This is a genomic window from Gordonia sp. IEGM753, from assembly GCF_050321825.1.
GTDB lineage: Bacteria > Pseudomonadota > Gammaproteobacteria > Pseudomonadales > Pseudomonadaceae > Aquipseudomonas.
Genome location: NZ_JBNQGB010000004.1, coordinates 151054 through 169952, shown reverse-complemented (window position 1 = coordinate 169952; position 18899 = coordinate 151054). Strand labels below are relative to the sequence as shown.

Genomic DNA, 18899 nt, shown 5'->3' with positions numbered 1-18899 from the left:
CTAGACTTTGCCGATCTTCAGTTCAGGAATAGCCCGTGACCTCCATCTTCTGGTACGACTATGAAACCACTGGCATCAACCCCCGTTGCGACCGTCCGTTGCAAGTCGCGGGCATTCGTACCGACTTCGAACTCAATGAAATAGACGAACCGGTCAATCTGTATTGCCAGCCCAGCGAGGACATCCTGCCGCATCCGGCCGCGTGCGCCATTACCGGTATTACGCCGGGTAAATTGGCCGAACAGGGGCTGAGCGAAGCTGATTTCATGACCCGTGTGCATGCGCAACTCGCAGCGCCAGGCACCTGTGGTGCTGGGTATAACACCTTGCGATTCGACGACGAGATGACCCGCTACAGCCTGTACCGTAATTTTTTCGACCCCTACGCGCGCGAGTGGCAGGGCGGCAATAGCCGTTGGGACCTGATTGATGTGGTGCGTGCGGCCTATGCCCTGCGTCCCGATGGGCTGGTTTGGCCAAAGGACGACGAGGGGCGGGTCACGCTTAAACTCGAACGCCTGACCGCCGCTAATGGCATTGATCACGGCAATGCCCACGAAGCGCTGTCGGATGTGCGCGCCACCATCGCGCTGGCACGCCTGATCCGGCAAAAGCAGCCCAAGTTGTATGACTGGCTGTTTCAGTTGCGTGGCAAACAAAAAGTCATGGATCAGATCCGGTTGTTGCAGCCGATGGTGCACATCTCAGGGCGTTTTTCCGCCGCGCGCAACTTTGTCGGCGTGGTGCTGCCTCTGGCCTGGCATCCGCGCAACAAGAACGCGCTGATTGTGTGTGACTTGCATCTGGATCCGCAGGGCTTGCTCGACCTGGATGCTGAGACGTTGCGTCAGCGGTTGTACACTCGCCGTGATGACCTTGCCGACGGAGAACTGCCGGTACCGCTCAAGCTGATCCACATCAACAAGTGCCCGGTTGTGGCACCGTTATCGGTTCTGCGTCCTGACGACCAGCAGCGTCTGGCGTTGGATATGGCGCTTTATCAGGAACGTGCGCTGCGGCTTGGTGACGCACAAGATGTTTGGAAAGATAAAGTTAAGGCTATATATGCCAGTGAAGATTTTGCTCAGAGCCAAGACCCCGAGCAGCAGTTATACGATGGTTTTATAGGTGACCGGGACAGGCGCCTGTGCGAACAAGTCAGGTCTGCCGACCCGGCGCAATTAGCGCAGCAACAATGGCCTTTCGATGATGAACGTCTACCGGAATTATTGTTTCGTTATCGCGCACGTAACTTCCCTGAGACGTTGAGTGCCCAAGAGCAAGAACGCTGGCAATTATTCTGTCAGCAACGTTTGACTGCACCGGAGTGGGGCGCTCCCAATACCATTGAAAGTTTCCTGGAGGCCGCTGCCCAATTGACTGAAAGTGCTACAACCTTTCAGCAGGAGGTACTCAATGAGTGGCGTAATTATGTCGAGTCATTGCGCCAGCGCATGAATCTTTGAAATCGAAAATGCCTGTCCTTGAATCACAGGCATAAAAAAACGCCAGCGTTTGCTGGCGTTCTTTTTTATCGCAATTCAGTCTGCGACTCGCTGCAGGACTTAGCCCAGCAGGGTAGCCCAGCCTTCAACGACGTCACCGCCCCACTTGGCTTTCCACTCTTTCAGCGTTTTGTGGTTGCCACCTTTGGTTTCGATGACTTCACCATTGTGCGGGTTTTTGTATTGTTTAACTTTGCGAGCGCGTTTGGTGCCGGTAGTTTTTACTGCGCCGCCACGTGGCGCTTTGGTTTTGGCTTCCGGATCCAACAGCGAGATGATGTCACGCAGGGATTTGGAGTATTCACCCATCAGGGTGCGCAATTTACCTTCGAATTCCAGCTCGGTTTGCAGTTTGTCGTCTTGGGACAGATTCTTCAAACGGGCTTGCAGCTCTTTGATAGCTTCTTCGGTGGCGCGGTATTCGTTGATCAAGGACATGAGGACTACCTTATGTTGGGCGCTGGATGGCAGGTTACAGTGCGGCAATAATAGTCAGGGTGTTTCATCAAGTAAACATATAACCGGGCTTTATTTAAATTAGTTGCGATGAATTGGGCATAAATCGACGGTGAAGTTAAAGAGTGTCGGTAGTCATCACAGATATTCACAATCGCGCACTTGAAGATTGCCTTCAACAGCACCATCGCGCGACTTGCCCACCTCTGTCAAAGCGGTCCACGGGGGCCACGTGCAACGTTATACGTCATCAATACTGCAGTTTTGCTGCGTAATCGCTAGAATGGCGGCCTTTGCGAAGTTCTGGAGTTTCCCCCTCATGCGCACTTTTCGGCTGGTGATTGCTTGCCCGGACCGCGTCGGCATCGTTGCTAAAGTCAGTAACTTTCTGGCGTCACATAACGGCTGGATCACTGAAGCGAGCCACCACTCGGACAATCTCAGTGGCTGGTTCTTCATGCGTCACGAAATTCGTGCCGATTCGCTACCGTTCGGTATAGAAGCCTTTCGCGAAGCTTTCGCGCCTATCGCCGAAGAGTTTTCGATGAATTGGCGCATTACCGACACCGCGCAGAAGAAGCGTGTGGTGTTGATGGCCAGTCGCGAATCGCACTGCCTGGCTGATTTGCTGCACCGCTGGCACAGCGATGAACTGGATTGCGAAATTTCGTGCGTGATTTCCAACCATGATGATTTGCGCAGCATGGTTGAGTGGCACGGTATTCCTTATTACCACGTGCCGGTCAATGCACAGGACAAAGAGCCTGCATTCGCTGAAGTCTCGCGCCTGGTCAAACAGCACGACGCCGAAGTGGTGGTACTTGCCCGTTACATGCAAATCCTGCCGCCCGCGTTGTGCAGCGAGTATGCACATAAAGTCATCAATATTCACCACAGCTTCCTGCCGTCGTTTGTGGGCGCCAAGCCTTACCACCAGGCTTCCCTGCGTGGCGTGAAGTTGATTGGCGCTACCTGCCATTACGTCACCGAAGAGCTGGACGCCGGTCCGATCATCGAGCAGGACGTGGTGCGTGTCAGCCACAGCGACAGCATCGAAGACATGGTGCGTTTCGGCCGCGACGTCGAAAAAATGGTGCTGGCCCGTGGTCTGCGTTATCACCTGGAAGATCGGGTGCTGGTGCACGGCAACAAGACTGTGGTGTTCTGACACCGACACAACACAGTTGAAATTCGAAGGGCCTGGGCGTTCAATCGCTTCAGGCCCTTCGCCGTTTCTGCACAGAGGACATGACCATGGCCGATCCACTCGACAAAGCCACCGCCAGAGCGCCCGCCACAATAGGTGAGGGTTGCTTGAGTCGTTACGATCCGCAAGAGATGAGCCCTGAAGACGGCGCCGACTTTGCGCAGGCTGCGCAGTTGTGGGAGCAGTTGCAGCAAGATTCCGACGACACGCCTAAGCCTGTTTGACCTTCATCAGTTTTTTTAGCAGCGGGCGTCCCAACATCAGTAAAAACACCGGGCCACCCACTAGCAGATAGAAGTAGTAAGTAACGGCTCGCCAGATCAGGATCGCTGCCGCCGCCGTCGATTTACCCACCATCGGCGCCAGCAGCGCCGCCGATGTCAGCTCGGCCGCCCCGGCACCGCCCGGCAGCAGGCTGAACTGCCCGGCACTCAGCGAAAGCATCTGAATCAGAAAACTCCACGCCCACTGCAAATCCGCACCCAGGCCACGTAATGCCAGATACAACACGCTGTAACGCAATACCCAATGCACGCAGGTGAGGGCAAAGACCTTGATCAACGTCTGAATGGGTAACTTCAAGGCGTCGGTAAAAGCCGCCAGAAAGTGCAGGAGTTTGCGTGCCCAGCGCAGGCGAGTGGTGGTTTTTACATTGAGGCGAACCAGCAGGCGGCCGCTCAGGCGAATCAACAGACGATGATAGCGGGCAACGATTACGCAACTGATCAGGCCGCCGAACATCGAAATTGCACTGACTGTCAGCAGCCATTCCATGCGTTGGCTGAGGTGCTGGAACAATGCATAGATCAGAATGCCGCTCAGGGCGCAGAGGAAAAACAACAGATCGCTCAGTTGATCCATGGCGAATACCGCGCTGCCTCTGGCCGGACGCACACCGTTACGTGCCAGCAGAGCCATGATGGTCAGCGGGCCGCCGCTGCCGCCGGGCGTGGCGCAGTACGCAAACTCCGCTGCCATCACCACACCGAGGCTTCTGACGCGGCTGACCTTTTCGATTTGGTCACCCAACAACAGGCGCAGGCGCAGGGTGTTCACCACCCAGCACAGCAAGATCATGCCAAACATGATCAGCAGCCAACTCAGCGGGAAGCTTTGCAGGCGTGACCACGTCTGGTTACCGCCCAGCAACAACGGGATCGTCACTGCTACCGGCAGTGCAATCAGCAGCAGAATTCCTCGACTCACGCGGCAGACCCAACTGAATCGCGTTGCGAGGCCAGCCATCCGGCCTTGGTCATTGGCACTCGACCTTCGCTTAACAGGCGCTTGAGGGTTTGCAGCCAGTATTGACGTGAGAATTCGTGACGCATGTCGACCGGGTGCACACCCAGCCTGATGACGCGGGCGTGACGCCAGTGCTGTTCGCGCTGGTCGCTGATCAGTTTCGACAATCCGCGACGCCAAGGGCTGCGCGCGCTCCATACCAGTCCCGGAGCATCGACCGCAGTGAAGTCCGGCAGCCGATACAAATGCTGCTGATCGCTGGTGTAATGCAGCGGTAGGTCACGCAGGGCCTGCCGCGTGCCCTCACTCATCAACCAGGCCGGCGCGACGAAACCGTGCAGTGGCCAGTGGTATCGATCAAACATTTCAATGCCGGCGCGCAGGCGGGCGAGGGCCGTGCGTTGCGACAGGCCATAGAATTCGCCTTCGTGTGTGTAAATCCTGCGCATGAACCAGTCTCGTGGCGTGCGGGGAATCGGTCCTTCATCGCAATGAAAATAGCCGTGTAGCGCCAATTCGTCACCTCGCATGACACGGCCGGTGAGCAAGCGGCGGAACCCGGGATGGTCCTGCAAGTTGTTGTGTTTATGAAAGTCGGGTACCACAAGCCAAGTCATTGGCACATGGCCCATGGCATCCACGGCTTCGACAAATGACTGGTAATCGGCCCAGGATTGCGGCGAAACGTCGTGCAATACCAGCAACAGGCTCGGCACATTCATAAGCTCAGCCATTGGCAATCAACGGCCATTGGCTGCCGAGTACCGCGTGATAGTGGCCCAGCAGGCTGTCCACCACGGTATCCCACGAATAATGCCGCTCAACATGATTGCGCGCCCGCTGGCCCAACTCGGTGGTGCCCGAGCTGAATAGCTCGCGGACGGCATTGGCCATCGCCAGCGAATTATTCGGTGCGCAGAGCACGCCGCATTGGTCGGTGACGATCTCGGTAAAAGCACCGGAGGCCACAGCGACTACTGGAATGGCGCTGGCCATGGCTTCGAGAATGATCAGGCCGAAGGTTTCCTGATCGCCTGCGTGCAGCAGCGCATCGGCACTGGCCAGCAACCGCGCGAGATGGGGCGCCGAGCAGAATTCATCCACCACCGTGACGTTGCCCGGTACTTGGGCCGGCATGGATGAACCGACCAGCAACAGGTGGTAGCGACGACCCAGACGTTTCATGCACTCGAGCAGCACGGGCAGGTTTTTCTCTTTGGACCCGCGCCCGGCGAAAATCAGCAGGTGAGTGCTTTCATCGATGCCCAACTCGGCCCGAAGCTCTGGATCACGTGCGGCAGGGTTAAACGTCTGCAGATCGACGCCCAGCGGTTGTACAAACACATTCTTCACACCCAGGCCGATCAGTTTGTCGGCCATCACCTGGCTCGGCGCCAGAACACGGTCGAAGTTGCCGTACAGCTTGCTGACATAAGCTTCAACGTTGGTGGTTACCCAGTTGCCCATGCGATTGCTGACCAGAAGCGGCAAGTCCGAGTGATAAAAGCCAATGACCGGCACATCGAGTTGTCGCCGCGCATCGAGTGCCGCCCATGCGGTGAGGTATGGATCGCCGACTTCAATCAGATCGGGCTGTAAATCCTGCAGGACATTTCGCCAGGGAGCGAGGCGAACGGGGAAACGATAACCTCTGCCAAAGGGCAGCGCCGGGGCTGGAACGGTGTACACACCATCCTCTTCGCTAAAGTGTGAGCCTGGGATCAGAAGACTATGACGAATGCCGGACTTGACGCTCAAGCGCCGGTGTTTGGCGTCAAGATAGGTGCGCACGCCACCGCTGGCTGGGGCGTAGAACATGGTTATGTCAGCGATATGCACGATGAGCATCCCTCCGGTCCGTTGTTCTCCCTTGGTTGACCTTTATCAAGGATAGATGTTCGTTTGGAGTTAGGGGCGTGGCGCCGTTAAACAGCCGTTTCAGAGCTATGGTGTATAAACCTGACCTTGCTTTCCATCGTGCCTCTCGCTTATTCCTATCGGCCGTGAAGGATTAACGATCAACCATGGGTGACAAAATGCCTGACTCATCGCAACTCGTTATCGGCGCCGACCTTGCCGGACAGCCGATTGCCCAGGCCATGCGTCTGGCGAACCGTCACGGACTGGTTGCCGGCGCTACGGGTACCGGCAAAACCGTCACGCTGCAGCGCCTCGCTGAGTCATTCAGCGATGCCGGAGTGGCGGTGTTTGCAGCGGATATCAAGGGTGATCTGTGTGGGTTGGGCGCCGCCGCTGATCCGCAAGGCAAAGTCGCGGAGCGAATCGCCGGGATGCCGTGGCTCAATTACAAGCCTCAGGCCTACCCGGTGACGTTGTGGGACATTCATGGGCAGTCCGGTCATCCCCTTCGTACCACGCTGAGTGAAATGGGGCCGTTGTTAATCGGCAGTTTGCTGGAATTGACCGACAGCCAGCAGTCTGCGTTATACGCCGCTTTTAAAGTCGCAGACCGTGAAGGGCTGTTGCTGCTTGACCTCAAGGATCTGAAAGCACTGCTCAATCACCTGCGTGATCACCCCGAATTGCTGGGCGATGACGCGGCGTTGATGACGACCGGTTCCAGTCAGGCGTTATTGCGACGCCTGGCGACGCTGGAGCAGCAGGGCGCCGAAGCATTGTTTGGTGAGCCTGCGCTGCAACTCCAGGACATTTTGCAACCGGCCGCCGATGGCCGCGGCCGTATTCACTTGCTCGACGCCAGTCGCTTGGTGCATGAAGCGCCGAAAGTCTATGCAACATTTTTGCTGTGGCTGCTGGCCGAGTTGTTCGAGCAATTGCCAGAACGTGGCGATGCCGAAAAACCATTGCTGGCGCTGTTTTTCGACGAGGCGCATTTGTTGTTCGCCGGCACCCCAAAAGCCTTGCAGGATCGGCTGGAACAAGTGGTGCGTCTGATTCGGTCGAAAGGTGTGGGCGTGTATTTCGTTACCCAATCACCGGGCGATTTGCCGGATACCGTACTCGCACAACTGGGCCTGCGTGTTCAGCATGGGCTGCGCGCTTTTACCGCCAAAGAGCAACGATCACTGCGCGCGGTGGCCGACGGTTTCCGCCCCAACCCAGCGTTCGACGCCTTGTCGGTGCTGACCGAGTTGGGCACCGGTGAAGCGCTGGTCGGTACATTGCAGGACAAAGGCACACCGCAAATGGTGCAGCGCGTCCTGGTTGCACCGCCACAATCGCGCATAGGGCCGCTCAGTGAAACGGAGCGAGCGGCGCTGATCGCCAGTTCACCGCTCAAGGGTCGCTACGACCAACCGGTTGATCGCGAATCCGCTTATGAAGTGCTCATGGGGCGTAAAGGGTTGGCGCCAGAGGCTGAAGCCGTGCCGGGTAAAGCGGTCCCCGAAGCGCCAAGCTTCACCGACAAGGCCGGGGAATTCCTTGGCACTGCGGCAGGGCAGGCCCTGAAATCAGCGATGCGCCAAGCTGCCAATCAACTGGGCAGGCAACTGGTGCGCGGATTAATGGGCTCGTTACTGGGTGGCAACAAACGCAAATAGCACAGGGCGGTCAACCTGCTGAATTGGCTCACGCTTTTGGTTTGGCGTGAGCTGCCAGACGTTCCAGCGCCGCGCGCAGGTTAGGATCGCTGATGCCGTCTGCCGTGGCTTGAATGGTCGCGCCGGCGTCAACCGACAAACTGATGGTATGGCCCACCGCGCCCTGCTGGACGGTGGGTGGCTGAACCTTGAACATGATTCGCGTCAGGCTGGCAAACTCATCGAAAAGCTGCAATTGCCGTTGCAGGCGTTTTTGCTGGTAGCGAAGCCGGGTTGCCCAATGACCATCGGTGACAATCAGCAGCAAAGAGCCTTCACGCCATGATGCGACGTGGCAATGCTCACGCGCTGCAGGCTGCAGCTGGCTTTCGAGTAAACGTTGAAGATGGCCGAGGCGTTGAGCGTGGCCGAAAATGGCTTTCAGCGGTTTGGCTTCGCGAAGCAGAACGGCGGGTGCTCTGGCCGTAAGAGGGCGAAATGCCATGATCAGACACCTGAAGTAACAGAGCCGCCATGTTAGCAGAAAGCAACGTATTCGCCCGACCCATTGCTTTGTGAGCGCTTTACTCATTAAATCAACAAGTAACTTGTACCCTCGATGGGTTGAAGTTCAGTAAAAAGCCCTTATTTTAAGTGAGCCCCGTTACAACGCTGTGCCAGCATCGTGGAATAACGCCACTTTCCTCACAATCGTTTCCGGGTAGAATGCTCGTTCGCATGCGGCCATGAGGGCTGCTCGGGCGACTCACGGGGCCGCCCTCCATCCCTTTAGTGTGGAAGATCCTGCCGATATGTTTGCGCCTTTGTTAAAGAAACTTTTTGGAAGCAAGAACGAGCGTGAAGTCAAACGCATGCTCAAGACGGTGCAATTCGTCAATGCCTTCGAAGAGCAAATGGTGGCCCTTTCGGACGATCAATTGCGTGCAAAGACAGATGAGTTCAAGGCCCGCATCGCCAAAGGGGAAACCCTCGACAAGCTGTTGCCAGAAGCCTTCGCGGTCGCCCGCGAAGCCGGTAAACGTGTCATGGGTATGCGCCACTTCGATGTCCAGCTGATCGGCGGCATGACCTTGCATGAAGGCATGATCGCGGAAATGCGTACCGGTGAAGGCAAGACCCTGGTGGCAACACTGGGCGTTTACCTCAACGCGCTGTCCGGCAAGGGCGTGCACGTTGTTACAGTGAACGACTACCTGGCCCGTCGTGACGCCAACTGGATGCGACCGCTCTACGAATTCCTCGGCCTGACGGTCGGTGTGGTCACGCCATTCCAGCCGCCGGAAGAGAAACGCCTGGCTTACGCTGCCGACATTACTTACGGCACCAACAACGAATTCGGTTTCGACTACCTGCGCGACAACATGGCGTTCAGCATGGAAGAAAAATTCCAGCGCGAACTCAATTTTGCCGTGATCGACGAAGTCGACTCCATTCTCATCGACGAAGCGCGTACCCCGCTGATCATTTCCGGTCAGGCCGAGGACAGTTCCAAGCTGTACATCGAGATCAACAAACTGATCCCGCAGCTGGAATTGCACGTTGAAGAAGTCGAAGGCGAAGTCACCAAGGCCGGTCACTACACGGTCGACGAGAAGACCCGCCAGGTCGAACTCAACGAAGCCGGTCACCAGTTCATCGAAGAGATGCTCACCCGCGTCGGCTTGCTGGCCGAAGGCGAGAGCCTCTATTCGGCACACAACCTGGGCCTGCTGACTCACGTCTATGCCGGTCTGCGTGCGCACAAATTGTTCCACCGCAACATCGAATACATCGTGCAGGACGGTCAGGTCGTTCTGGTCGACGAACACACCGGTCGTACCATGCCGGGTCGCCGTTTGTCCGAAGGCCTGCACCAGGCCATCGAGGCCAAGGAAGAGCTGAACATCCAGGCCGAAAGCCAGACATTGGCGTCGACCACGTTCCAGAACTACTTCCGTTTGTACAACAAGCTGTCCGGCATGACCGGTACTGCGGACACCGAAGCGTTCGAATTCCACCAGATCTACGGTCTGTCGGTGATGGTTATCCCGCCGAACAAACCGCTGGCGCGCAAGGACTACAACGACCTGGTATTCCTGACCGCCGACGAGAAGTACGCGGCTATCGTCGCCGATATCAAGGAATGCATGACTCAGGGCCGTCCAGTGTTGGTGGGTACTGCCACCATCGAAACTTCCGAGCACATGTCCAGCTTGCTGGTGAAGGAAGGTATCGAGCACAAGGTTCTGAACGCCAAGTTCCACGAAAAAGAAGCTGAAATCATTGCTCAGGCCGGTCGTCCGGGCGCGCTGACCATCGCCACCAACATGGCCGGTCGTGGTACCGACATCCTGTTGGGCGGTAACTGGGAAGTTGAAGTGGCTTCGCTGGAAGACCCGACGCCTGAGCAAATTGCCCAGATCAAGGCCGACTGGCAGAAGCGTCACCAGCAAGTGCTCGAGTCGGGCGGTTTGCAGGTGATCGCGTCCGAGCGTCACGAATCACGCCGTATCGACAACCAGTTGCGTGGTCGTGCCGGTCGTCAGGGTGACGCTGGTTCCAGCCGTTTCTACCTGTCGCTGGAAGACAGCCTGATGCGTATCTTTGCCTCTGACCGGGTGAAGAACTTCATGAAAGCCTTGGGCATGCAGCCAGGCGAAGCGATTGAGCACCGTATGGTGACCAACGCCATCGAAAAGGCGCAGCGCAAGGTTGAAGGCCGCAACTTCGACATTCGTAAGCAATTGCTCGAGTTCGATGACGTCAACAACGAACAGCGTAAAGTGATTTATCACATGCGTAACAGTTTGTTGGCCGCAGACAACATTGGCGAAACCATCGCCGACTTCCGCCAGGACGTGCTCAACGCAACGGTCAGTGCTCACATTCCACCGCAATCGCTGCCTGAGCAGTGGGACGTAGCCGGTCTGGAAGCGGCCTTGCAGAGCGATTTCGGCGTGGCGTTGCCGATCCAGAAATGGCTCGACGAAGACGATCACCTGTACGAAGAAACCCTGCGCGAGAAGCTCATGACCGAGCTGCTGGCCGCGTACAACGAAAAAGAAGAGCAGGCGAGCGCCGAGGCGTTGCGCACCTTCGAGAAGCAAATCGTTCTGCGCGTGTTGGACGACCTGTGGAAAGACCACCTGTCGACCATGGATCACCTGCGTCACGGCATTCACTTGCGTGGTTATGCGCAGAAGAACCCGAAGCAAGAGTACAAGCGCGAATCGTACACGCTGTTCTCCGAGCTGTTGGATTCGATCAAGCGCGACTCGATTCGTGTGCTGTCGCACGTTCAGGTTCGCCGCGAAGATCCGATCGAAGAAGAGCAGCGCCTGCGCCAGGAAGCCGAAGCACTGGCCGCTCGCATGCAGTTCCAGCACGACGAAGCGCCTGGTCTTGAACAACCGGAATTGCTCGGTGAAGAGGTTGATGTTGCCCTCGCCACCGCACCGGTTCGCAATGAGCAGAAGCTGGGTCGTAACGAACTGTGCTACTGCGGTTCGGGCAAGAAATTCAAGCATTGCCACGGGCAGATCCAGTAAAACCCGTTACATACGCTGAAATACCCGCGCCGCGACCGGCATCAGCCGTCGCGGCGTTTTGCCATTTAAACCACCGTTCTTCCTGCAAGCGGTGCAGACAATCTTTATTTAAGGAGCGCATTCATGGCTGTTGGTCTTGGTCCTTTGCCAACGTTGCACCCGGTTGCCGGTTTTGAACTCGGTATCGCCTCGGCCGGCATTAAGCGCCCGGGGCGCAAGGATGTCGTGGTCATGCGCTGTGCTGAAGGCTCCACTGTGGCGGGCGTGTTCACGTTGAATGCGTTTTGCGCCGCGCCGGTAATCCTGGCGAAGCAGCGCGTGCAAGGTCCGGTGCGTTATCTGCTGACCAATACCGGCAACGCCAATGCCGGCACCGGTGAGCCCGGCCTTGCTGCCGCCGAGCGTACATGCGCGAAGCTTGCGCAGCTGACGGGCGTCGATGCGAGCCTGGTGCTGCCGTACTCCACCGGCGTGATTGGCGAGCCGCTGCCGGTCGAGAAAATCGAAGGCGCGCTGCAAGCCGCTCTCGATGACCTGTCTGTGAACAATTGGGAGGCTGCCGCCACCGGCATCATGACCACCGACACCTTGCCAAAGGGTGCCAGCCGCCAATTCCAGCATGACGGCGTGACCATCACCGTCACTGGCATCAGTAAAGGTGCCGGCATGATTCGTCCGAACATGGCGACCATGCTCGGCTACATTGCCACCGACGCCAAAGTGTCTCGCGAGGTGCTGCAAAATCTGCTGCTCGATGGCGCCAACAAGTCCTTCAACCGCATCACCATTGATGGTGATACGTCGACCAACGACTGCTGCATGCTGATCGCCACCGGTCAGGCCGCATTGCCGGAAATCACCTCAGCAAGCGGTGAGTTGTTCTCCAAGCTGAAGCAAGCCGTGTTCGAAGTCTGCATGGACGTCGCCCAGGCCATTGTTCGCGATGGCGAAGGGGCGACCAAGTTTGTGACTGTTGAAGTCAACGGCGGCGGCAATCATCAGGAATGCCTGGACGTTGGTTACACCGTGGCTCATTCACCGCTGATCAAAACCGCGCTGTTTGCCTCGGACCCGAACTGGGGCCGTATCCTGGCCGCTGTGGGGCGTGCCGGCGTACCGAACCTGGACGTGAGCAAGATCGACGTATTCCTTGGCGAAGTGTGCATCGCCAGCCGTGGCGCGCGCGCGTCCACTTACACCGAAGCCCAGGGTTCGGCAGTGATGCAGCAGGAAGAAATCACCATCCGCATCGAACTCGGTCGCGGCGATTGCAGTGAAACCATCTGGACCACCGACCTGTCGCACGAATACGTGAAAATCAACGCTGAGTACCGTACGTAAGACCGAGTCGCCATCGACAGCAGGCCCGCTCCCACCTGTAGCCCGATCCATTGTGGAAGCTAGCCTGCTTGCGATGACGCAAGTCCGGACGCCAGAAGCCCTGGCCTGTCCCTCCTCATCAAAAGGTCCCGAACATGAGCCTGCACCTGATCATCGGCGACAAACTCTATTCTTCCTGGTCGCTGCGCGGCATGTTGGCCTTAGAACTGGCCGGCGCTGCCTATACCGAGGAACTGATCAAGCTCAATCAGCCAGACACCCGTGAGCGTCTGCTCAAGCACTCGCCGACTGGCAAGGTTCCGCTGCTGAAAACCGTGCACGGTACCATCGCCGACTCATTGGCAATTGCCGAGTACCTGGCCGAACAGTTTCCCGACGCTGGCCTTTGGCCTAAAGACGTGGCGGCGCGTGCTCAAGCGCGATCAGCCTGCGCACAGATGCATGCCGGTTTTTTCGCCATGCGCGGCAATATGCCGTTCGACCTGAGTCGCGACGCACCGTTGTCGCCGTTGCCAGCCGATGTTCAGGCTGATATCGAGCGCATGTCGGCGTTGTGGGCCGAGTGCCGTGCCGCTGCAACCGAGACCGGTCCGTTCCTGTTTGGCGGTGTAACCCTGGCGGATGCATTCTTTGCCCCGATTGCCGTGCGCTTGCGCACTTATCAAGTGAAATTGTCGGCGGTGGACGAGGCGTACATTGAAACCCTCTACCAATGGCCCGCGTTCAAGGCCTGGCAAAAGGCTGGTCTGGAGGAGATAGGGCAGTGAAACGAGTACACGTAGCGGCTGCCGTCATTCGTGATGCCAGTGGCAAGATTCTCATCGCTCGCCGTGCCGACACCCAGCACCAGGGCGGGCTCTGGGAATTCCCCGGCGGCAAGGTAGAAGCCGACGAATCGGTCGAAACGGCCTTGGCGCGCGAACTTCACGAAGAACTCGGCATAGTGGTCAATGCGGCGCGTCCGTTGATCAAGGTGCAACACGATTACCCGGACAAACAGGTGCTGCTGGATGTGTGGGAGGTATCGGACTTTGCCGGTGAGCCTCACGGTGCCGAAGGCCAACCACTGGAATGGGTGGCTCCTCGGGACCTGCTGAATTACCAGTTCCCGGCGGCCAATCAGCCGATCGTTGCCGCCGCACGTTTGCCCGCTGAATACCTGATTACTCCCGATGAGCTGGAAACGCCGGCACTGCTTCGCGGCATCCAGAAAGCCATCGCCGGCGGCATCAAGTTGATTCAACTGCGAGCACCCAACGGCTACGATCCGAAGTATCGCGATCTGGCGGTAGACGCTGCGGGACTGTGCGCGGGCAAGGCGCAGTTGATGATCAAAGGGCCCTTCGAGTGGCTGGGTGACTTTCCGTCGGCCGGCTGGCATATCACGGCCGCCCAACTGCGCAAGTACGCGGCAGCGGGACGACCGTTGCCCGAATCACGTTGGTTGGCGGCTTCCTGCCATAACGCAGAAGAGCTGGCGCTGGCCGAGCAGATGGGGGTGGACTTTGTGACCTTGTCACCGGTGCAACCGACGCAAACGCATCCAGACGCTCAACCCTTGGGTTGGGAGCAAGCATCGACCTTGATCGAAGGGTTCAGCAAACCTGTATTCCTGCTCGGTGGCGTCGGTCCTGCCGAACGGCAGAAAGCCTGGGAAGCAGGCGCGCAGGGCGTGGCGGGGATTCGAGCGTTCTGGCCGGACGCTTCGGTGTAGCGATCACCACACCATCAGCAGGCCGGCTCTCACAGGTTCAGTGGTGATCACGAGTTTTGTGTTCGGCGTTGATCCCTGTGGGAGCGCGCTTGCTCGCGAATGCGTTTTCGCGAGCACCGACTAAACCTCAGGTTTAGCTGCCGGCTGCCACAAAATCTCGGCAATCCTCTGGCGCTTGGCGATCAACCGCGCCGCGACAAACAGCAGGTCTGACAACCTGTTGATGTACGCCAGGCCAACCCCAGCCAACGGCTCCACTGCATTCAAGTGCTGGCAACGCCGCTCGGCGCTGCGGGCCAGGCAACGACAGACGTGGGCGTGAGCAATCAATGCCGAGCCGCCCGGCAAAATGAAATTTTCCAGCGGCCCAAGCTCTTCATTCCAGACGTCAATCGCCGCTTCCAACCTGTCTATTTCCGCAGTGTTGAGCGCCTGATACTCCGGCATCGCCAGTTCACCGCCTAAATCGAACAGCCGATGCTGGCACGGTGCCAATACGTCGATCACTTCATTGAGGCCCGGATATTCGACGCTTTGCGCTGCCAAACCGGCCAGCAGCACGCCCACCTGGCTGTTTAACGCATCGACTTCGCCAATCGCCTCGATGCGCGGATGGTCCTTGGGCACACGGCGGCCGTCGCCCAGTCCGGTTTCGCCTTTGTCGCCGGTGCGGGTGTAAATCTTCGACAAGCGAAAGCCCATGGGTTACCTCGATAGCAGATTGAGTTCTTGAGAGACGAGCGGGGTGCTCGTCAATGGCAGACGCAAGGTGAAGCACGTGCCTTGGCCCAGGGTCGATTGCACTTCCATCTGACCCTTATGGTTATTGGTGATGATGAAATACGAAACCGAGAGGCCGAGGCCAGTGCCCTGGCCGATTTCCTTGGTGGTAAAAAACGGTTCGAACGTTCGCTTTCGCACGTTCTCACTCATGCCGATACCGTTGTCTTCCACCTGTATTTCCGCCCACGGCGGATTGAGCCGGGTGCGCAAAATGATGCGTCCGGGCTCGCGGTCGTCTTCACGCTGGTGAATGGCCTGAGCGGCGTTTTTCAGCAGGTTCAACAACACCTGCTCCAGTTCGTTGGCAGTGCCGGGTACAGGCCCGAGCTGAGGGTCGAATTGACGAATGATCGCCTGGCCTTTGAAGTCGAAACCAATCGCCAGGTCGAAGTCGTTACCGGCGATATCCACTGCTTGATCGATTAATGCCGGCAAGTCGCAGGGAGCCATTTGCCGATTGCTGCGACGGCTGAAGCTGAGCATGTGCGTCACGATTTTCGCGGCGCGGGCACCAGCCTGCTGGATGCCGTCCAGCAACTGCGGTACTTCACGTGCTTGCAGGTAGGAATTGACCGTTTCCAGTTCTATGCCTACGTGCTCGGCTTGCTCAAGATTTTTTGGCAGCTCGGGTGACAGGCGTCGGCGAATGTTCTGCACGTTGTGCAGGATGGCGCCCAGCGGATTATTGATCTCGTGGGCCATGCCTGCGGCGAGGCCGCCAACCGACAGCATTTTCTCCGACTGCACCATCATTTCTTCAAGCGAAAGGCGTTGGGTAATGTCATCGATCCGGATCACCACGCCGCGTCCGGCACCGCCCATCAATGGATAAAAGGTCAGGGCGTAATGTTTGGGTTCTTCGTCCTTGAACCAGGTCACGCGTTCGATTTTCGCGACCGTGTGTTGCTCGACAGTCTGCTTGAGCTGCGGCAGAAACGGCTTGAGCGGTTCGAAGGCGAGGAAAATAGGCTGGTTCAGCGCTTCGTCCAGGCGTGTGCCGGAGAGGGCGCTGGCCTCCTGGTTCCACTGCGTTACGTACAACTGTTCATCCAGGGCAATCAGCGCCGACGGCATGGAGTCGATGATGCTGTTCAGGTAGTTCTGGAACCCGGTGAGCTTCTTCTCGATCTTGCTGCGCACTTGCACTTCAAGCTCCAGCTTGCGGTTGGTATGGCGTGTTTCTTCAGCCAAACCCTGTGCCTGGTCGTACGCTGCCTGAGAGTCGTCCCGTGCCCGTTTAAGTTGTTGCTCGCGGGCTTCGATGCGCGAGAGCATGGTGTTGAAGGCTTCAGCCAGACTGCCGATTTCATCGTGGTTGCCGCGAGAGGCGCGCAGGGCGTAGTTCTCTTCTCGGGTCACTTGCCGGGACAATTCTTCAAGTTGATGAATGGGGCGGGTAATCAGTCGTTTTATCTGCCGGGCGATGACCAACCACAGCAGCACCGAGAAAATCAGGATCCCCAGGCTGGCCGTCAATGTTCCGGTGTAGAAAGCCATTGGCAATTCGCTGCTGGCGACCAGTAACAAGTGGCCGGGATCGGTACCGGGGCGCGGCAGCGTAATGATCTGATTGCTGCGAAACTCGGTGGCTTGCCAGGCTTCGATGTGCCGATAGCGCTCGGGCAGCTTGAGTTTGTCGCCATGCTGTAACTGTGCCAGTCGTTCGCCTTTGCCGTTATACAAGGCAGCGGCACGCAGCGGCGAATAGCTGTTGAGTTCCTTCAACAAACGCTCGGCGCTTTCCGGCGACTGCAATGCCTCGGAGACCAGGCTTGGGTTGGACACCAGTCGGCCAATGGTTTGCAGGGCCTGAGGCGCCATGCTTTCCTGGGAAATGTAGTAAGCGGCGCTGATAAAGGTCAGGTTGGCGACCAGCAGAACGGTGGTCAACAGCACCAGCAGGGCAGCCAGTAGTTTCTGGCCGACCGGAAGGTTTTCAAGGCGCTGGCGCAATGGCATCAGGTTCGTCGCTGAATAGGAACAAGTGGCCAGCGTAGCCGCTGCTCAGTCGCTGGGCAATCCAAGGCTATCCAGATGGTTGATCAGCCGCTGCTGCAATTGATTGAGGTGTGGCAGGTTTAATTGATGGCGAGCGGCCACTTTGCACGCGTAGCCCAAGAGGTAGCTGATTTCGGTTCGGCGCCGGTTGCTGACGTCCTGGAACATAGACGAGTAATTGGCCGCGGTCGCGTGGATAACCCGCTCGACTTCCTGTTGCAGGTTTTCGGCTGCTGCGGGCTGGCCGCAGCGTTCCAGCAATTCGGTCAGTTCGACGCAGAGGGTGGCGACTTCGCAATGATGTTCCTGCAGGCCGCCGTTTCGACAGTCATGCAGCACGGTCAGCGGATTGATCGCGCAGTTCAGTGCCAGTTTGCGCCACAGCCGGGTAAGAATGTCGGTGTTCCATTCATGGGGAATACCCGCCGCGTTAAGGTCGTCCAGCCAGATCGGTGCCACTGGATGGCCGGCATCGCCGAGCCAGGTGTAGCCGTGACCGGCGAATATCACGCGCCAGTCACCCTCACGAAACGCACCTTCAGTGCTTGATGCACAAATACAGCGCGCCATTGGCACTTGTGCAGCCACCGCATCCTGACTGCCAAGACCGTTCTGCAACAGAATCAGTTCGGCACCCGGGGCCAAGCGCGAGGCCAGGCGGGCTACAGCTTGTTGCGCGTCGTAAGCCTTGCACGCCACCAGCAGACGGTGGATGGGCTCGCTGCTATCAACTGTTTCGCCGGTGATGGCGTAAGTGGTTGCGGCGCCATGCTCCACAAGTGTCAATCCGCCGGCTGCTTCATACTCGCGCAAACGCGAAGCGTCCCTCAGGATCAGGCGTACCGGTAACCCGGCGCGTGCCAGGCGTGTCGCCCATAAAGTGCCAAGGCTGCCAGCACCCAGTACATGCCAGGTGGTGGACATCAGCTTTTTGCTCTGTTTGAGGCGCGCATGGGAGGCTCGCAGTGAATGATAGGAAAGACCCGTTATAATCAGCGCGGATTTTAACCGCAAGCCAGGTGTGCTCCATCGTATCGAGCACGCCCTTTATTGGAGAGATTACATGCCGTCGTTCGACGTGGTATCCGAACTGGACAAACACGAACTCACCAACGCGGTCGAGAACGCCGTCAAGGAACTCGATCGTCGTTATGACCTGAAAGGCAAAGGTACCTTCGAATTCAAGGAAAAGGACCTGACCGTCAACCTGACCGCAGAAGCCGATTATCAGCTCGAAGCGATGATTGAGATCCTCAAGCTCTCGCTGGTCAAGCGCAAGATCGACGTGCAGTGCCTTGAGGTCAAGGATTCTTACGCGTCGGGCAAACTGATGAAGCAGGAAGCCGTGCTCAAGGAAGGTATCGACAAAGAGCTGGCGAAGAAAATTGTCGCGCACATCAAGGATGCCAAGCTCAAAGTGCAGGCCGCCATTCAGGGCGAGCAAGTGCGCATTACCGGCAAAAAACGTGATGATTTGCAGGAAGCTATCGCCGCCCTGCGCGCCAAGACGTTTGATATGCCGCTGCAGTTCAACAACTTTCGCGACTGAATCTGGCGCGAAAACCCGTGGAGAAGGGCGTGCTCCCCAAAGCGCTGGGT

Annotated in this window: 17 protein-coding genes; 9 read left to right on the top strand and 8 right to left on the bottom strand. The window is 57.8% G+C overall.

What is annotated here, in order from left to right; genetic code table 11:
- Positions 1 to 35 precede the first annotated feature (35 nt).
- Positions 36 to 1466, top strand: coding sequence for an exodeoxyribonuclease I (gene sbcB, locus ACQR3R_RS20495; protein ID WP_428274739.1), 1431 nt, complete (start codon positions 36 to 38; stop codon positions 1464 to 1466).
- 99 nt (positions 1467 to 1565) lie between these two features.
- On the opposite strand, the gene mvaT is transcribed toward sbcB, so the two are convergent.
- A complete protein-coding gene (gene mvaT, locus ACQR3R_RS20490) occupies positions 1566 to 1943 on the bottom strand; it encodes a histone-like nucleoid-structuring protein MvaT (RefSeq protein ID WP_428274737.1) in 378 nt (125 codons plus the stop codon).
- Between the two features lie 337 nt (positions 1944 to 2280).
- Here mvaT and purU point away from each other — a divergent pair, with 337 nt between their 5' ends.
- The gene (gene purU, locus ACQR3R_RS20485; RefSeq protein ID WP_138968932.1) at positions 2281 to 3129 is read left to right on the top strand and encodes a formyltetrahydrofolate deformylase; all 849 of its coding nucleotides are present in this window, start codon (positions 2281 to 2283) and stop codon (positions 3127 to 3129) included.
- A gap of 86 nt (positions 3130 to 3215) precedes the next feature.
- Positions 3216 to 3392, top strand: coding sequence for a hypothetical protein (locus tag ACQR3R_RS20480; RefSeq protein WP_428274735.1), 177 nt, complete (start codon positions 3216 to 3218; stop codon positions 3390 to 3392).
- Here the strand turns inward: ACQR3R_RS20480 and ACQR3R_RS20475 are convergent.
- The 3 genes from ACQR3R_RS20475 to ACQR3R_RS20465 are packed head-to-tail and all read right to left on the bottom strand — an operon-like array spanning position 3379 to position 6261.
- Positions 3379 to 4374, bottom strand: coding sequence for a glucosaminyl phosphatidylglycerol flippase (locus tag ACQR3R_RS20475; protein ID WP_428274733.1), 996 nt, complete (start codon positions 4372 to 4374; stop codon positions 3379 to 3381). The two genes, ACQR3R_RS20480 and ACQR3R_RS20475, sit on opposite strands and share 14 nt — an antisense overlap.
- Positions 4371 to 5147, bottom strand: a complete 777-nt coding sequence (locus tag ACQR3R_RS20470) for an N-acetylglucosaminyl phosphatidylglycerol deacetylase (protein ID WP_428274731.1) — start codon at positions 5145 to 5147, stop codon at positions 4371 to 4373. The genes ACQR3R_RS20475 and ACQR3R_RS20470 overlap by 4 nt, the downstream gene beginning before the upstream one ends.
- Positions 5140 to 6261, bottom strand: coding sequence for an N-acetylglucosaminyl phosphatidylglycerol synthase (locus tag ACQR3R_RS20465; protein ID WP_428274729.1), 1122 nt, complete (start codon positions 6259 to 6261; stop codon positions 5140 to 5142). Before ACQR3R_RS20465 ends, ACQR3R_RS20470 begins: the two co-directional genes overlap by 8 nt.
- A 188-nt stretch (positions 6262 to 6449) precedes the next feature.
- On the opposite strand from ACQR3R_RS20465, the gene ACQR3R_RS20460 reads away from it, so the two are divergent.
- A complete protein-coding gene (locus ACQR3R_RS20460) occupies positions 6450 to 7937 on the top strand; it encodes a helicase HerA-like domain-containing protein (RefSeq protein WP_428274727.1) in 1488 nt (495 codons plus the stop codon).
- Between the two features lie 28 nt (positions 7938 to 7965).
- Here the strand turns inward: ACQR3R_RS20460 and ACQR3R_RS20455 are convergent, their stop codons facing one another.
- A complete protein-coding gene (locus ACQR3R_RS20455; RefSeq protein WP_428274725.1) occupies positions 7966 to 8421 on the bottom strand; it encodes a DciA family protein in 456 nt (151 codons plus the stop codon).
- Positions 8422 to 8728: 307 nt separating this feature from the next.
- Here ACQR3R_RS20455 and secA point away from each other — a divergent pair, with 307 nt between their 5' ends.
- The 4 genes from secA (at position 8729) to ACQR3R_RS20435 (ending at position 14519) form a co-directional block, all read left to right on the top strand.
- Complete coding sequence (gene secA / locus ACQR3R_RS20450) at positions 8729 to 11464, top strand: preprotein translocase subunit SecA (RefSeq protein ID WP_428274723.1); 2736 nt, start codon at positions 8729 to 8731, stop codon at positions 11462 to 11464.
- Positions 11465 to 11587: 123 nt separating this feature from the next.
- On the top strand, positions 11588 to 12805 hold the full coding sequence (argJ, locus tag ACQR3R_RS20445) for a bifunctional glutamate N-acetyltransferase/amino-acid acetyltransferase ArgJ (protein ID WP_428274721.1): 1218 nt from the start codon (positions 11588 to 11590) through the stop codon (positions 12803 to 12805).
- Between the two features lie 134 nt (positions 12806 to 12939).
- Complete coding sequence (locus tag ACQR3R_RS20440; protein WP_428274720.1) at positions 12940 to 13572, top strand: glutathione S-transferase N-terminal domain-containing protein; 633 nt, start codon at positions 12940 to 12942, stop codon at positions 13570 to 13572.
- Positions 13569 to 14519 (top strand): Nudix family hydrolase, encoded by a 951-nt coding sequence (locus ACQR3R_RS20435; RefSeq protein ID WP_428274718.1) that lies wholly within the window; start codon positions 13569 to 13571, stop codon positions 14517 to 14519. Before ACQR3R_RS20440 ends, ACQR3R_RS20435 begins: the two co-directional genes overlap by 4 nt.
- A gap of 120 nt (positions 14520 to 14639) precedes the next feature.
- On the opposite strand, the gene ACQR3R_RS20430 is transcribed toward ACQR3R_RS20435, so the two are convergent.
- Genes ACQR3R_RS20430 through ACQR3R_RS20420 form a run of 3 tightly spaced genes read right to left on the bottom strand, consistent with a single transcriptional unit; the run spans position 14640 to position 18224 of the window.
- Positions 14640 to 15221, bottom strand: a complete 582-nt coding sequence (locus ACQR3R_RS20430) for a cob(I)yrinic acid a,c-diamide adenosyltransferase (RefSeq protein ID WP_428274716.1) — start codon at positions 15219 to 15221, stop codon at positions 14640 to 14642.
- A gap of 3 nt (positions 15222 to 15224) precedes the next feature.
- Positions 15225 to 17261: an ATP-binding protein gene (locus ACQR3R_RS20425; protein WP_428274714.1), complete on the bottom strand. Its 2037-nt coding sequence runs from the start codon at positions 17259 to 17261 to the stop codon at positions 15225 to 15227.
- Between the two features lie 45 nt (positions 17262 to 17306).
- Positions 17307 to 18224 (bottom strand): putative 2-dehydropantoate 2-reductase, encoded by a 918-nt coding sequence (locus ACQR3R_RS20420; RefSeq protein ID WP_428274712.1) that lies wholly within the window; start codon positions 18222 to 18224, stop codon positions 17307 to 17309.
- Between the two features lie 139 nt (positions 18225 to 18363).
- Between ACQR3R_RS20420 and ACQR3R_RS20415 the strand changes: the two genes are divergently transcribed.
- Positions 18364 to 18849 carry a YajQ family cyclic di-GMP-binding protein gene (locus tag ACQR3R_RS20415; RefSeq protein WP_428274710.1) on the top strand — a complete coding sequence of 162 codons (486 nt, stop codon included), beginning with the start codon at positions 18364 to 18366 and terminating at the stop codon, positions 18847 to 18849.
- Positions 18850 to 18899 lie beyond the last annotated feature (50 nt).